This window comes from Laspinema sp. D2d (genome assembly GCF_025370755.1).
GTDB lineage: Bacteria > Cyanobacteriota > Cyanobacteriia > Cyanobacteriales > Laspinemataceae > Laspinema.
This window is the reverse complement of record NZ_JAMXFC010000006.1, coordinates 159,296-174,480: the sequence shown is the minus strand read 5'-3', so window position 1 is coordinate 174,480 and position 15,185 is coordinate 159,296. Positions and strand designations below refer to the sequence as shown.

At 46.0% G+C, this 15,185-nt stretch carries 15 protein-coding genes; 9 read left to right on the top strand and 6 right to left on the bottom strand.

Annotation, left to right across the window (positions count from 1 at the left end; all coding sequences use genetic code 11):
- Positions 1–4 precede the first annotated feature (4 nt).
- Positions 5–154 (bottom strand): hypothetical protein, encoded by a 150-nt coding sequence (locus NG796_RS06470; RefSeq protein ID WP_261205082.1) that lies wholly within the window; start codon positions 152–154, stop codon positions 5–7.
- Positions 155–613 carry a pentapeptide repeat-containing protein gene (locus NG796_RS06465; protein ID WP_261205081.1) on the bottom strand — a complete coding sequence of 153 codons (459 nt, stop codon included), beginning with the start codon at positions 611–613 and terminating at the stop codon, positions 155–157.
- Between the two features lie 274 nt (positions 614–887).
- Between NG796_RS06465 and NG796_RS06460 the strand changes: the two genes are divergently transcribed.
- Both NG796_RS06460 and NG796_RS06455 read left to right on the top strand, forming a co-directional pair.
- Entirely contained in the window at positions 888–1,739 is an 852-nt protein-coding gene (locus NG796_RS06460) for a hypothetical protein (RefSeq protein ID WP_261205080.1), read from the top strand.
- A 113-nt stretch (positions 1,740–1,852) separates the two neighbouring features.
- Positions 1,853–2,374: a hypothetical protein gene (locus NG796_RS06455; protein WP_261205079.1), complete on the top strand. Its 522-nt coding sequence runs from the start codon at positions 1,853–1,855 to the stop codon at positions 2,372–2,374.
- A gap of 140 nt (positions 2,375–2,514) precedes the next feature.
- On the opposite strand, the gene NG796_RS06450 is transcribed toward NG796_RS06455, so the two are convergent.
- Positions 2,515–4,209 (bottom strand): ABC-F family ATP-binding cassette domain-containing protein, encoded by a 1,695-nt coding sequence (locus NG796_RS06450; protein WP_261205078.1) that lies wholly within the window; start codon positions 4,207–4,209, stop codon positions 2,515–2,517.
- 218 nt (positions 4,210–4,427) lie between these two features.
- Between NG796_RS06450 and NG796_RS06445 the strand changes: the two genes are divergently transcribed.
- The 4 genes from NG796_RS06445 to NG796_RS06430 all read left to right on the top strand — a co-directional run bounded on the left by NG796_RS06445 (position 4,428) and on the right by NG796_RS06430 (position 9,506).
- Positions 4,428–5,690, top strand: a complete 1,263-nt coding sequence (locus NG796_RS06445; RefSeq protein WP_261205077.1) for a glycoside hydrolase family 10 protein — start codon at positions 4,428–4,430, stop codon at positions 5,688–5,690.
- Positions 5,691–5,948: 258 nt separating this feature from the next.
- Entirely contained in the window at positions 5,949–7,202 is a 1,254-nt protein-coding gene (locus tag NG796_RS06440; protein WP_261205076.1) for a glycoside hydrolase family 10 protein, read from the top strand.
- Between the two features lie 19 nt (positions 7,203–7,221).
- Positions 7,222–7,854, top strand: coding sequence for a hypothetical protein (locus NG796_RS06435; RefSeq protein WP_261205075.1), 633 nt, complete (start codon positions 7,222–7,224; stop codon positions 7,852–7,854).
- Between the two features lie 713 nt (positions 7,855–8,567).
- Positions 8,568–9,506, top strand: coding sequence for a glycosyltransferase family 2 protein (locus tag NG796_RS06430; RefSeq protein WP_261205074.1), 939 nt, complete (start codon positions 8,568–8,570; stop codon positions 9,504–9,506).
- 39 nt (positions 9,507–9,545) lie between these two features.
- Here NG796_RS06430 and NG796_RS06425 read toward each other — a convergent pair whose 3' ends face one another.
- From NG796_RS06425 to NG796_RS06415, 3 genes are all read right to left on the bottom strand, one after another.
- On the bottom strand, positions 9,546–10,148 hold the full coding sequence (locus NG796_RS06425) for a PEP-CTERM sorting domain-containing protein (protein ID WP_261205073.1): 603 nt from the start codon (positions 10,146–10,148) through the stop codon (positions 9,546–9,548).
- A 111-nt stretch (positions 10,149–10,259) separates the two neighbouring features.
- On the bottom strand, positions 10,260–10,919 hold the full coding sequence (locus tag NG796_RS06420; RefSeq protein ID WP_261205072.1) for a PEP-CTERM sorting domain-containing protein: 660 nt from the start codon (positions 10,917–10,919) through the stop codon (positions 10,260–10,262).
- 85 nt (positions 10,920–11,004) lie between these two features.
- Positions 11,005–11,628 carry a PEP-CTERM sorting domain-containing protein gene (locus NG796_RS06415; protein ID WP_261205071.1) on the bottom strand — a complete coding sequence of 208 codons (624 nt, stop codon included), beginning with the start codon at positions 11,626–11,628 and terminating at the stop codon, positions 11,005–11,007.
- 828 nt (positions 11,629–12,456) lie between these two features.
- Here NG796_RS06415 and rpsB point away from each other — a divergent pair.
- The 3 genes from rpsB to NG796_RS06400 all read left to right on the top strand — a co-directional run bounded on the left by rpsB (position 12,457) and on the right by NG796_RS06400 (position 15,180).
- Positions 12,457–13,263, top strand: a complete 807-nt coding sequence (gene rpsB / locus NG796_RS06410) for a 30S ribosomal protein S2 (RefSeq protein ID WP_261205070.1) — start codon at positions 12,457–12,459, stop codon at positions 13,261–13,263.
- A 225-nt stretch (positions 13,264–13,488) separates the two neighbouring features.
- Positions 13,489–14,148, top strand: a complete 660-nt coding sequence (tsf, locus tag NG796_RS06405; protein WP_261205069.1) for a translation elongation factor Ts — start codon at positions 13,489–13,491, stop codon at positions 14,146–14,148.
- Between the two features lie 171 nt (positions 14,149–14,319).
- Entirely contained in the window at positions 14,320–15,180 is an 861-nt protein-coding gene (locus tag NG796_RS06400; RefSeq protein WP_261205068.1) for a hypothetical protein, read from the top strand.
- The last annotated feature ends 5 nt before the right edge of the window (positions 15,181–15,185 follow it).

Below are 15,185 nucleotides of genomic sequence, written 5' to 3'. Positions count from 1 at the left end.
AGTATCAAGCGCGATCGCACCGTGAGAGGCGATCGCGCCATGTCTGTTTGAACCGGGCATCCCCTGGAAAAGGGGGTGCGAATAACTGCGGTAAGGGGAGCATTTGAAGGGACGAACCGCAGCTATTGTTGAGGTCTATTACCATCATTCCCATTTATTGAACTAATCCTAACATCTCTTTGGGAATGACCGCATCCTGGAGATTGGCACCGATTAAGTTGATATTGGACAAATTGGCAGCACTTAAGTTCGCATCGGATAGATCGGCAAAGGAGAGATTGGCATCGGTGAGATTGACGCCTTCGAGATTGGTTCGGGTTAAGGTGGCGCTGTTGATAAAGGCCCCTTTTAGATTGGCTCCTTGCAAATTTGCGCCGGTTAAATCGGCACCTTCGAGGTTGACATCTTGGAGATTAGCACCAGAGAGGTCCGCATTTCGCAAGTCGGCACCAATTAGATGGGCACCGCTTAAGTCGGCACCGGCGAGGTTACAAGCGGCACAGAGATTGGTTTCGATTAATTGGTTAATGTGGGTGAGATTTTGTGCGAAAGCAGGGGTGGTAGATAAAAGGGTGATTGAGAGTGCAGCGATTTTTAAAAGGGTGGCTTTCATTGGAGTTTTCTCCTTTAATGCTATATTTATATTTTCGCTGCTTTGGGGACATAATGCAGCGATCGCTCACCCCAAATGGGAGTGAGATATTGGTCATATTTAGGCGATCGGCGTCCTTGCAAAAAATTCCCACTCTGGTATAATTAGCAAAGATATTTCGCGGTTTACAGGGAATTAAGGCGCGGTTGATGAGGTGTCTCACCCCTCACTTAGCTATAAATTAGGATAAATTTAGGTATAAATTACGGGAAAAACTGCGATTGAGGTCAAAAACATGAACTCCATGACCCCGGATGAAGTGGAGAAAATTGCCCAGTTAATCGCTAGTTTACCCCGCGATCGCCTCTTAGAACAGTGTCAAACCCCGGAACAACAGGCAGAATGGCATAACTCCAGGACGAATCAGGAGATGATTGCGGACTGTTGGCGGGCGAAATTTAGTGGCCGATTATTGGGTGATCCCCTTGCCGATACTTTAGATCAGGGCAAAATTTCCCCACATAAACATGACTTAATGAACTCAAGAGTCAATCTCTATCGAGAACAATGGCAACTGATTAAAATTGCTCATCCCCATATTCAAGCATGGCATCAGGCAATTTATCAACAGACTCAAAAACATCCCAAATTCTTCCAGGTTTTACCCTTCTGGCATAAATTGTTGTCCCCCGGGTTTAAAGCGCGCTATCCCTTTGTCACCCCCTGGGAATTGTTTTCAAAAACCCTGGAAGAAGAGGTCAATGCACCCGTTGAATGGTCGTTACAACCCTATTATGTCGTTCCGGTGAAGAAATGGCGAACCGCAACCGGACTGCTAAAAGAGCAATTTGAAAATTTGAACGAAGATGGCAGTTATCCCGAACAGAAACCCTCGACAGGGGATAAACTCAAAAATCAGATTGTTTATGACAAAGTGACCTTTTCCTGGTTTGGGTTCACCCTATTTGTCTGCCAATTTGTCGCGCTCAAAAATCCAGGGATTCGGCAACAATCCACCGCCTTTCATCGCGCCCTTGCCGAATATTACAAGATGGGTATCCGTGCCAGTCGCTCCCTGCGTGGGTTTGCTTGGTGGAAGGGAGAGCAAGTACCGAGTACCCAGCATGGTGGAACATATCGTAAATAGGGCTAAAACACAAGTTTTTTTAATAAAAGTTCACATCAGGTCAAAAAAAATCCGCCTCCCCGAGAACTCCCATAGGGTGAACCTATCAACTTTGGTGTTCTCGGAGGATAATTGTGAGATTAAATTCATTAAAATCCCTTGGCGTTTTTTTCAGTTTGGGATTCCTGTTTTTTGCTGGTATCATGAGTGCGGATGCCCGAGATTTAGAGATTAAACCCTTACCGGCACAACAGTCTATCCAAATCAGTCAAAACAATGTAGATCCTGTGAGTGGACAATGGAGGCTGGCTATTGAGGTGACTGCACATACGGACTTAAGTGTGAGTACCCAGCCCAACTACTCGATGGTGACATCCCTGCAACAAAACGGGATAGAATTATCGGGGCGAATTCTTAATGTGGATCAAAATGCTTGTTCAGATGCGGAAATCTTGGGGACAGTTGAAGGAAATCGAGTTACCTGGACGATGTATTATACGGGGTCTTGTTGTCAAGGTGGCATGATGAGATTTGAGGGGGTGATGGTTTCGCCGGAACGGATTGAAGGGACTTTAGTTCCTGCCGGGAGTTCACCGCCAGATTGTACGTTATGGTCAGCGAATGTGGTGGCAATTCAAGGGCATTATTATAAATGATTGTTTGAGGATTTTAACCACTGATTTCACGGATTTTCACGGATTAGGATTTCGCGGAAAATTGTGGGATTTTAGCCCGCATAGGCGGGCTTTGTTTGTGTAGCCCCACCATGCATGGGTGCGGGTGGGGCCGATAAATACTACTTCCCTTTCGCAGTAGCTTTGGATTGTTTTGCTGATTTTTTAGCGGCTTTTTCAGCGGCTATTTTTGCTTGACGTTCCTGCTCTTTTTCTTCGGCTATTTTATCGAGATAGTAGTGATAGTCGCCGAGGTAGGGTCGGAATTCACCGTCACGGATTTCGACGATTTTATTGGCGACTTTGGAGATAAAATAACGGTCGTGGGAGACGATGATTACCGTGCCATCGTAGTTTTGGAGGGCTTCTTCTAGCATCTCTTTAGCAGGGATGTCCAGATGGTTTGTCGGTTCGTCTAGGAGTAGCAAGTTGGCAGGACGTAGGAGCATTTTTGCTAAGGCTAAACGGGCTTTTTCTCCCCCACTGAGGGCTTCTACGGGTTTGAATACGGTGTCTCCACTGAAGAGAAATCGTCCGAGTAAGGTGCGAACTTCTTCGTTTTTCCACTCGGGTACTTCGTCATGAATGGTGTCCATGACGCTTTTAGTTAGTTCTAAAGCTTCGGCTTGATTTTGTTCAAAATAGCCGGGAATAACGTTATGTTGTCCGAGTTGGATGCTACCTTCTTTGGCTGTTTCCATGCCCATAATCATGCGCAGGAGGGTGGATTTGCCGCACCCGTTGGGTCCTAAAAAGGCGATGCGATCGCCTCGTTCGACAAACAAATCAGTACCTAAAAATAGGATTTTGTCGTCGTAGGTATGAACCAAGTTTTTGATGTCTACGACTTCTCGTCCACTGCGAGGGGCGGGGGGAAATTGGAAGCGGAGGGTTTTTAATGTACCTTCGGGTGCTTCGATGCGTTCGATTTTTTCGAGTTGTTTTTCCCGGCTTTTCGCTTGGGTACTGCGGGTGGCACTCGCACGGAATCGCTCAACGAAGACTTGTTGTTTTTCTAGTTCTTTCTGTTGGCGTTCGTAGGCGCTCATTTGTGCTTCGCGGTTGAAGGCTTTTTGCTCTAAATACGAGGAATAGTTGCCGAGGTAGGTGCTGGAGACGCCTCGTTCGGTTTCGACGATTTGGGTGCAGAGGCGATCGAGGAATTCCCGGTCATGGGAAACGATGACCATTGGGGTGATTAATCCCTTGAGGTAGGTTTCCAACCATTCGATGGTTTCTAGGTCCAAATGGTTTGTCGGTTCATCCAGCAGCAATAAGTCAGGACTTTGTAACAAAATTTTCCCTAAACTCATCCGCATTTGCCAGCCGCCACTGAAGGCGCTGACGAGGCGATCGCCATCTTCCTGGAGAAATCCCATTTCGGGCAGGATTTTCTCGATTTGCGCTTCTAAGGTATAACCATCTAAGGCGTCAAATTGGCGGTGCAGTTTATCCAGTTTGTGGATGAGTTTGTCCAGTTCTGCCTCGGAAGCGGTTTCCATTGCGTGTTGGACGTGCAACAAGTCATGCTGGACTTGGTTTGCTTCGGTAAAGACTGTCCAAAATTCTTCCCGGACTGTCCGGGTGGGGTCTACCTCGAATTCTTGGGTGAGGTAGGCGATATGGAGGTTGGACGGACGGATAATTTCTCCGGCAGTGGGTTCAATTTCCCCAGCAACGATTTTGAGTTGGGTAGATTTTCCGGCCCCGTTGACGCCGACTAAACCAATGCGATCGCCCGGTTTGACTTCCCAGTTAATATCTTTGAGAACTTCGCCAGTCGGGTAAATTTTACTAATATGTTCGAGTCGTAGCATCCAATATCTCCAAGGCAGAGGGAACAAAGGCAAGTTCAGCGACGGATTCCGGAAAAAACAGACGCGATCGGGGCATCTGGGGGCCGCACTATCCGTCCGGTGTGGGCTGTGTTGGGTTAATCTTAACAAAAATTAACGACTAGAGATCGCAGTTAGATGGGTGTTTTCATAAAGTTTGGCAGGGTAGGTCCAGATCAACGGTTAAGTGTGGCTACGAAATGAACCGCAAAGTTCGCAGATGCTTAAATGTCGTCTTGGGTTTACTGATGGCGATCGCCTGGTCGATTGGTTTTATCCCCAATATGGCTACATCCCAAACTCCAACGCGGGAAGAAATTCGGGGGGTCTGGTTGACGAATGTAGGGAGTGATGTCTTGTTTGTGCCTGGGGCCGTTCATCACGCCTTGCAGGAACTCTCCGACCTTAATTTTAATACAGTTTATCCCGTGGTTTGGAATCGAGGACAGACTTTTTATCCTAGTGTAGCCTCCAAACAGGTGACGGGGCGATCGCAGGATTGGTTACTCTCCCTGATGCAGGGCAGTAACGACGTTCTCGGAGAAATTATCGCTGATGGGCAGTCTTTGGGGTTGCGGGTGGTTCCCTGGTTTGAGTATGGGTTCATGGCACCCGCCAACTCAGAATTAGTTAAACGGCATCCAAGCTGGGTAACTCGACATCAAGATAACAGTCAGAATCTGCGAGAGGAAGAATTAGCCCCAATTTTTGTTGAAAATCCCTTAACGATTCAGCAGGTTTGGTTAAATCCCCTCCATCCCGAGGTGCAAAATTTTCTCCTGCGCTTAATTGTGGAAGTAGTAGCTAATTATCCCATTGATGCGATTCAATTTGATGACAATTTTGGCTTGCCGGTTGAGTTAGGATATGACCCTTATACTATCGCCCTCTATCAATCAGAACATTGGGGAGACTCTCCGCCAAGTAATCCTTATAATTATGAATGGGTCCGCTGGCGGGCGAATAAGATTAATGATTTTATGGAACGCATTTATCAAGCGGTGCAATTTGTTAATCCAGATTGTGCGATTTCCTTGGCAGCCAATTCTCAAAGTTTTGCCTATAACCACTATTTGCAAGATTGGTTAACCTGGGTGGAATCAGGATGGATTGATGAGTTATTTTTACAAGTCTATCATTCAGAATTGAGTCGATTTCAGACCGAATTAGATATTTCCACAGTTTCGTATGCCCGGAATTTAACGCGGGTGGGGGTGGGGATTTTAACGGGAACCATGAAACGTCCGATTTCCTTTGCAGAGATAGAAGATCGGGTCAAAGTTGCGCGCGATCGCCAATTTGCAGGATTCGCCTTTTTCTATTGGGAAAGTCTGTGGGGAAAGGTGGCATCGGAATCTTCAGAAGAGCGGCGCAACAGTTTTCAAGCCCTATTTTCAGAACCGGCTATTTCCCCCGTCCCGGTGCGATCGCAACCCAAAAAAGAGGACAATCCTCAAACTTAACGCCCCAAAATACTCAAACTTCCATCCTCGTTACCTCCCTCTGCGGTGGGAATTCCCTATCGGAAGATCTGTCTCCTTCTAACCCCTCACCTACTCAAATAAGAAATAAGCTATCCCAACCCATCTAAAATTACCGCTACCCCGAGACTCATAAAATATTGTCCCAAAATCCCTAAATTTTCAGATTAATCGAGAAAATGTTCATTTTATGATATCATTACCCGTTGGCTAATCTAAAATCGGGTATCCTTGAGATTGATGCGCGAACAAACTTGGATCCGATGGGCATACGGAGTAATACTAGGTGTACTAATTACCTGGTTCCTATTTCCTTCCTTATCCTTAGAAGCAACCAAACCCCAAACTCCTGCCTCTACAGAAATTAGAGGCGTGTGGTTAACGAATGTTGCCAGTGGGGTACTTTTTACTCCCTGGGGAGTGCATCTCGCCATGCATCAACTTGCGGAACAAAATTTTAATACCCTTTACCCAGTCGTCTGGAATCGCGGCAACACCTTTTATCAAAGTGCTGTTGCTAAACGAGAAACTGGACGGTCTCAAGCACCTTTCTTGCGCCTGTTTCATTTAGGTGCAGATGTTTTAGATGAAATGATTAAATTAGGCGATCGCCATGACATCCGAATTATTCCTTGGTTTGAATATGGATTCATGACCCCCCGCAACTCTAACTTAGCTAAATTGCATCCTCAATGGCTGAGTGCCACCCAACAAGGTGAACCAACTGAAACCGAAATCCCCGATGAACTTAATCCCGCTGATATTCCCAACCCTCCCGCTTCAAGACAAAACTGGCAACAATTTTTCGTCCCTCAAAATGTTTGGCTAAACCCCTTACATCCTGATGTCCAAGACTTTATCCTCGAACTAATTGTCGAATTAGTCAGTCACTACAATATTGATGGTATCCAACTCGATGACCATTTTGGAATGCCTGTAGAATCGGGTTATGATAGTTTTACTGTGGAATTGTATCGCCAAGAACATCAAGGTTCACCCCCACCGGATAACCCCTACGATCCCGAATGGATGCGCTGGCGTGCAGATAAAATTTCCGCCTTTATGGAAACCCTGTATCAAGCCATTAAATCCGTCAATCCTGATTGCATCGTCTCCCTATCTCCTAACTCCCAAGACTTTGCCTATCGTAAATATCTCCAAGATTGGGGAACCTGGGTAAAACGCGGTTGGGTGGATGAACTGCTCGTTCAGGTCTATCGCAATGATTTAAACGTGTTTAAATCTGAGTTAGCCCAACCGGCAATCCAAGCAGCACAACAGAAAATTCCCGTTGGTATCGGCATCCTCACCGGCACGTTGGTCCGTTCAGTTCCCATCAAACAAATTCAAGAACAGGTCCAAGTAGTGCGCGATCGCCGCTTAAATGGGGTATCCTTTTTTTATTGGGAAACCCTCTGGAGTTATCTCACCCCAGAGTCACCCCCAGAACGTCGAAAAGTATTCCGGGACCTCTTTTCTCAACCCATCCCTTAAGTGTTCCCGGTTTCAATTCATGACGCCCTATCTCCGGATCCCTCAACAACTGAAAGTTCCTCCAACTCCCGAAAGTTCTATCCGGTTTGGATGGAGTTTTTGGGTGCAATGGGTGTTAGCTACAGGGCTAGGTTTTCTAGTCAGTTTGCTGTTTGTAGAAATCGGCGTCAGACCTCATCTCGGGGGAATTTCGGGGGCAGTTGGTAGCAGTTTCATTGCGATCGCCCAATGGTTTGTCCTCCGGCAACGCCTCTCCCACATATCCTGGTGGATGATTGCCACTATCACCGCTTGGGTCCTAATTGGCAGTAGCAGTCTCGGTGCCCTAGGTTGGATCGCACCCCGCACCGAACTCCTCACCCTCCGCCTCCTCTATGGCTTCATCGATGGCGCGATCGTCGGCATTGTCCTAGGCTTAGGCCAATGGTTTGTCCTAAATCGCTACTTCCCCAACGCCGCCTGGTGGTTACCCATCTCCTCCCTCAGTTGGGCACTCGCCTTACCCTCCGGATGGGTCATCGGCGGCATCCTCCGTTCTAACACCGGCCTATTTTTTACGGAAGTCATCGGTTTAACCATCACCTGGCTGGCGATCGCTGCCCTCTCCGGTTTAGGATTCCTTCGCCTCCTCCATCACAATGGCATCCAATAGCAGCGCCACACCCTAACAACGTCAGTCGTTATTCCTCTTAGTTCGTAGTAACAACTTCAGTCGTTTCCTCAAACATCAATCCCACAGGGAATTTTCAAATCTTAATGCTGTTGTTAACATACAATCGCAAATCTCAAAGCTGCAACTTAAGGACTACCCCTAATCTGCTGAAAGATTAGACAAATTGCCTAAATACACCCGAGAAACTTCTAACTCTTAATGCTGTTGTTAACATACAATCGCAAATCTCAGAATTGCAATTCAAGAACTAGCCATCATCTACCGAAAGATTAGACAAATTCAGTAAATTTCTGAAAACCCATTAAATCTTTAAATCAAAAACCCTAAATTTCCCTAAAAATTGCCCCAATCCCTTAACGCAGTGACAAGGGTTATAGGCTATAATCAGAGGCGTAAACCAAGGGCTTACTGTGTCTAATTTCAGGAAGACACCTTTCGCAACAGTCAAAACCTTTGAAAAATCGTTATCGAATCCTTGGTAAACGCAAAAATTCCACTCCCTACTATCACTCGTCTTGCACAAATTTTCCAACCCTTCCAAATACCGCCCTTGACAAATGTCCCCAACTATGATAATGGGAACCCTCCAACTAGGGACCACCCTTTCCAGGGACAAGGAAAGCCTCTAAAATAGAGGAGATTGGCACATCGCAGCGATCGCGAAAGTCGAGACTTGCAGTTGAGGGGAACCCGTGTTTTTTAGCATCATTATTCCAACCTATAATCGCCGACCGATTTTAGAGAAATGCCTTAGAGCATTAGAAGGACAAAAATTCAGAACCCCCAGTCAAATTAGCGGCTATGAAGTCATCGTCATCGATGATGGTTCAACCGATGGAACCTTAGAATGGTTAGCCGCAAATCGGGAAGACTTTCCTCATGTTCGTTGCTTGGAACAAGTGCATCAAGGACCGGCAACGGCGAGAAACCGAGGGATAGAAGCTGCCCAAGGGGAAATCATTATTTTTATCGATAGTGATTTAGTAGTGACTGAGAATTTCATCGAAGCTCATGCCGATGGGTTGATGGAGGGAGAGGAGAAAATAAAAAGCGATCGCCTGTTTACTTATGGTCATGTGATTAATACCTGCAATTTTGAGAATCCGACGGCAGAACCGTATAAAATCACCGATTTTTCTGCTGCTTATTTTGCGACAGGCAATGTGGCGATCGCTCGAAAATGGTTGGAACAAGCGGGAGGATTTGACCCTTCCTTTTCCTTGTATGGGTGGGAAGATTTAGAATTGGGAGTTCGCCTAAAAAAATTAGGCTTAAAATTGATAAAATGTCCCCAAGCTGCCGGATATCATTGGCATCCGCCTTTTACCTTGGAGGATTTACCTCAGGCAATTAACAGAGAAATTGAACGAGGAAAAATGGGAGTTATTTTCTACAAAAAACATCCGACTTGGGAAGTACGGATGATGATTCAGATGACTGGATTGCATCGAGTTTTGTGGGGAATCCTGTCCCTGGGCGGGAGATTAAATGAACGGACAATGGCTGGATTTTTGCAATGGTTAATCAACCAAGGAAAATCGCAGGTTGCCTTAGAAGTTGCCCGAATATTCTTAAATTGGTACAACGTTAAAGCGGTTTATGCAGCGGCGAATGGAGAGGGGAAAGAGTAAGGGAGTTAAGAGGCGATCGGCTCTTTTAAATGTCCCCAATTATTCCATTGCCTTCACCCGCTTTTTCCGCAATAGTCCGGCGAGACCTAGTACCGAGAAAGCACCTAAAATACTCGGTTCTGGAACTGGAGTCGGTTCTGCTTGGACTCGGGAAAAATCAACAGTCCAAGAATCAGAGAAATTGGTTTTTTTGCCGTGAAATTCTGTCCAAATCGCTTCCATTCTATAACTTCCGCCCACAAAACTAAAATCCTCTGTTTCCCAAGATAACGTTTTGCCAAGTTCCCCATGACTCGCATAATCTATCCGAAATAAAATCGATGATAGGGCATCCGCTTTTGTATAAACGCGATCCAGAAAAGAAAACTCTATAAAATCTACCTGATATTGTTGACTTTCATACCTCCATACCCCCCACGGTGGAAAATCTTCCCCCTCATATTCATAAACCCATCCATTTTCTGTTGCCTCGTCATAACTCAACCGTCCTGTTAAGGAGCTATATCCGTCAGAACCGTAGGTCGGGACTGAGAAATCATAAGTAATGCGGGCGGCATTGGCGGGATTAAGGGCGACTGTACCCAAACTGAAGAGTGTTCCAGTGATAGCCAAAGTGGATCGGGTCCAAAGATTTAAACTCATTATTCTCTCCTTAAATTAGTGAATTAGTTAAGGGGAGGTACAGCCATTGGATATAAGTGAATTAAACTGTTGTCATCCAAAACCAGTTGCCTTCCCCTAAAAAACTGAGTTTTAATCAGGCAATTGAGCTTTTACCCGCTTTTTCCGCAAGAGTCCCGCGAGACCTACAACGGATAAGGCAGCGAGGATGCTGGGTTCAGGAACGGATGTCGGTTCTTCTTGGACTCGGTAAAACTGCACAGATCCATCACTATGGAAATAATCAAAGAAATTGGGTTTTGGGCTTTCAAATACAGTCCAAACCCATTCTCTATAGCCTCTGCCGCTAAATCGAAAGTCATCGGTTTCCCAAGATAAAATTTCTCCAACTTCGTAGTCATAGGTAACTTCAAAGTCACTGTCATAAAATATCGAAAAATAAATCTCTCTTAGGGCATCCGCTTGGGTATAAACTTGGTCAATGAAGGAAAATTCTATAACATCAATCTTGTATCTTTTAGCATGAGAAATCAACCCCCCCCACGGTGGGTGAATTCGGCCTTCACTCTCCTCAAAGAGCTTAGTATAGTCATGGAGAATAGTTTTAACTTCCGTTGCTTCATCATAACTGAACCGCCCTGTTAGTGGGCCAGAGTTATCAGGACCAGAGAAGTACCCAGAGAAATCATAAGTAATGCGGGCAGCATGGGCGGGATTAATCGCGACTGCGCCTAAACTGAAGACTACCCCAGTGATAGCCAAAGTGGATCGGGTGAAAAGATTTAAACTCATATTGTCCTCCAGGAATTAGTAAATAATGTTTCAAGAATTCAATGGGCAAAACGCTAATTGAAACGCCTGTCAAAAAAACTTAGTTTTAATCAACCAATTGAGCTTTTACCCGCTTTTTCCGCAAGAGTCCCGCGAGACCTACAACGGATAAGGCAGCGAGGATGCTGGGTTCAGGAACGGATGTCGGTTCTTCTTGGACTCGGTAAAAATCAATGGCCCGAGAAGAGTAGATATTGGGTGCTTTGCTGTCAAACTCCGTCCAAAGATCTTCGCTTCTATAACTTCTGCGTATAAAGCTAAAGTCCTCTGTTTCCCAACTTAAAAATTTGCCAATTTCCCGCTCATCTGCATACTCAATCCGCAATGAAATCGGTGAGAGGGCATCGGCTTGGGTGTAAACTCGATCTAGGAAAGGAAACTCTATAAAATCTACCTCATATACGTGATATTCATACCTCCATATCCCCCATTGTGGAGTACCTTCTCCTTCATATTCATAAACCGTTGTAATTTGTGTTGCATCATCATAGCTGAACCGTCCTGGTAAGGGGGTCATATCTCTGCTAAAAACGTCGTTGCGATTGTAAATAGGGACTGAGAAATCATAAGTAATGCGGGCGGCATTGGCGGGATTAATGGCGACTGCGCCTAAACTGAAGACTGCCCCAGTGATTGCTAAAGTGGATTGGGTTAAAAGATTTCCTCTCATGATTTTTTCCCTGAAGTTAGAAATAGGTGTTAGCTTTTACAAGCAGAAAACAACATTATTTAAAGACAACTCCCCCAACGAGGCATGATCTCCTGTGTTACTCTTTCAATGAAAAGACACCAATGGTCTGGAGTTAACAACGAAGTTGCATCGTCATGGGAAAATTTTAAAATCTACCGATTCATCTGCCCAGTGTTTCTACTGAACTTTACAAAATCAACATCATTTTATGGAGTAAGTTTTTATACTTAAAACAAGCTGAAATCAAGATATATAAAGGAGTTTATGTCAGTACAATTACTGAATTAACTGTAAATTTTCGGTAAAGAATTGGTTAGCAAGTAGGGAATTAATCTCTTCGCTTCTTAACAAGCTTTTTCCAATTTATGATAGAAATTATTAGAAAATCTATCTTTCTAGGTACAAAATTTGAATTAAAATATTCCTGTTGATGGATGTTTCAAAAACCAATTTTTATCACCTATATCTATAGATAGAGAAACCGAGAAAATCCAGGATGAGCAATACAACAAAACCGATCGCCCGATATAAGGAGACTAACCGAGGGAACTCCTGACTGAGGTCGGGCCTCCAAGCGGAGAAACCCCAGCGCCAAGTCAAGGGCAGGGCGAGATAGAGGGATGAGGGAGCAGTCCGAGCGATAGACTCCGCAGAAAGGTAAAAATTAAAGCGCTAGAAATAACCACTTCGTGTTATTCTAGTAAAGTTGTCTAATCTCGCACATCCGGGGTTTCGGGTGTTTCCAAGGCGCGATCGCGACCTAGAAATCCGCTCGGATGGAGGATTAACCCGAATCAGGAGAAAAAAATGGGAGTAGTTTCGCTGGCTCAACTGTTAGAGTCAGGGGTTCACTTTGGGCATCAGACCCGACGCTGGAACCCCAAAATGTCGCCGTATATCTTCACCGAACGCAACGGCGTCCATATCATTGACCTGGTGCAGACCGCCCAGTTAATGGAAGAAGCCTACGATTATATGAGATCCGCCTCAGAGCGTGGGGAAAAAGTCCTATTTGTGGGAACCAAGCGCCAAGCTGCGGGAATTATTGCTCAAGAAGCCTCTCGCTGTGGGGCTTACTACGTCAACCAACGGTGGTTGGGCGGAATGTTGACCAACTGGACGACGATCAAAACCCGCGCCGATCGCCTTAAAGAATTAGAACGCATGGAAGACACCGGCGCAATGGACCGGCGTCCCAAAAAAGAAGCCTCCATGTTGCGGCGAGAACTCAGCAAGCTGCAAAAATATCTCGGCGGCATCAAAAACATGAGAAAGATCCCCGATATCGTAGTGATCGTGGATCAGCGCCGAGAATATAACGCAGTCCAAGAATGCCAGAAACTGGATATTCCCATCGTCTCGCTGTTGGATACCAACTGCGACCCCGATTTTACCGATATTCCGATTCCCGGTAACGATGATGCCATTCGGTCGATTAAATTAATCGTCGGAAAACTGGCTGATGCTATCTACGAAGGCCGTCATGGAGAAGTTGATTCCAGTGGTCAAGACGAAGAGTACGACTACGACGGCGTAGAAGGCGAATACGAGTATGACGAAGAAGGGGAAGAAGCCTATCAACCCGATGGCGACGAAGAAAGCGAAGAAGCATAAAGGCGATCGCCTGGAACAACTGCACTAAATAAGCGGCAACTTCACCGATAGAATCAAGGGTAAACCCGGAACATTCACCCGCAATACTCTCCTATCGCTGAAGTTGCACAAAAAGCTGAAAATCAAGTGTTCTAGGGATACTTCAATCGTCTATTCTTAGGCTAAAGGCAGAGGGCGAAACCCCAGAATTCTGGGACAGTGTAAATCGAGAAAAACGAAGAGAAAATGGCGGACATATCTGCAAAAGTGGTCAAAGAACTGCGCGAAAAAACCGGCGCAGGCATGATGGACTGCAAAAAAGCGCTCAAAGAAAATGATGGGGACATGAATAAAGCCGTAGAATGGCTACGGCAAAAAGGGATTACCTCGGCGGAGAAAAAAGCCGGACGCTTGGCAGCCGAGGGACTCGTGGATAGCTACATTCACACCGGGGGTCGAATTGGTGTTCTGGTGGAAGTCAACTGCGAAACCGACTTCGTAGCGCGTCGTGAAGAATTCCACGCTTTGGTTCGCAATATTGCCATGCAAATTGCCGCCTGTCCTAACGTCGAATATGTCAGCGTAGAAGACATCCCCCAAACCTTAGTCGAAAGCGAAACGGCGATCGAAATGGGACGGGACGATTTAGGCAACAAGCCCGATAATATCAAAGAAAAAATCGTTCAAGGGCGGATCGATAAGCGACTGAAAGAACTGACCCTGTTGGATCAGCCCTACATTCGCGATCAAAACATCACCGTCGCCGAACTCATCAAGCAAGTGATCGCCCAATTGGGTGAAAACATTCGGGTTCGTCGCTTTACCCGCTTTGTTTTGGGTGAAGGGATTGAAAAAGAAGAAACCAACTTTGCCGACGAAGTAGCCGCGCAAACCGGCGCAAAATAGACCCGATTTAGAGTGGGGGTGGTATCCCCTCATTCCGGGTTTCTCCCGAGAGGTGGAAAAGACTGCTAGAAGCAGAGGCAGGTCAAACCATAGCATGACCTGCCTTCTGTTTTTCTAGCCGCTATTGTTAGAAAAGACCTTAATATTGCTATCGGATCCAAATTAGAGGCTATGGCAAGACCCCTCGAACTGATTGACCAAGACATTGCAGAGCTAGAACAGTCCGCACAAGACCTCGCCGGACAATTTCAAAAGAGCTACAGCCATTATTTAACGGCCTTGGGACAAGCGGTGCGGCAGCAACTGATTTTAGCCGGATATCATATTTGCACCCAAGGATATCCCGAGCATTTTCTGGACTTATCCTTACCCCAAAAACAACAACTGCAATCCAAACTCAGGTCCATCGTCAAGAAAGCAGAATCGGAGGCGATCGCCCTCGTGGAAGACCCTAATCCTGAAGATAGCCCAGTGGTCCTCATCGTCGAAGGGCTTTCCGAAGAGGGAACTCCTCCCGAAGACATTACCCTAGTCGAAGAGGAACTCACTCCCCTCGAAGAAATTGCCGACCCCGAAAATTTATCCAATTGGCAAGATCGGATAGAATCGGGAATTGTCAAACTCTTGCAACAAGTCTCCCATGACACCAACCAGGTCCTACACGCTGCTGGAATTGGGTCCAAAAACGTTCCCGCCATGTTGCTAGAAGCTGCGGAAAAACTGCCCAATAACGAGGCGATCGGAGGGCCACCCAATCTAGTCACCCTGACCCTAGAAGCACAAGGGACCGACGATTTACCCCAAATGCCCGGTTTAGCCTCCTTGCTAAAAGGGCCCGTTCATATCATGGCCGTTCATTTAAGATTAACCGATCTGGAGTTTGCCGACTCCCGTCTGAGTGCATCCCGAGGACAAATTCGCACCCTCTCGGGACGGCTAAATTCACTCAAACGAGACTATCATCAAAAACAACGGGAACGCGCGATCGCCCAAGCAGAAGCTGCATGGCGTTCAAGCTGGTTTGAAGACTAATCAGG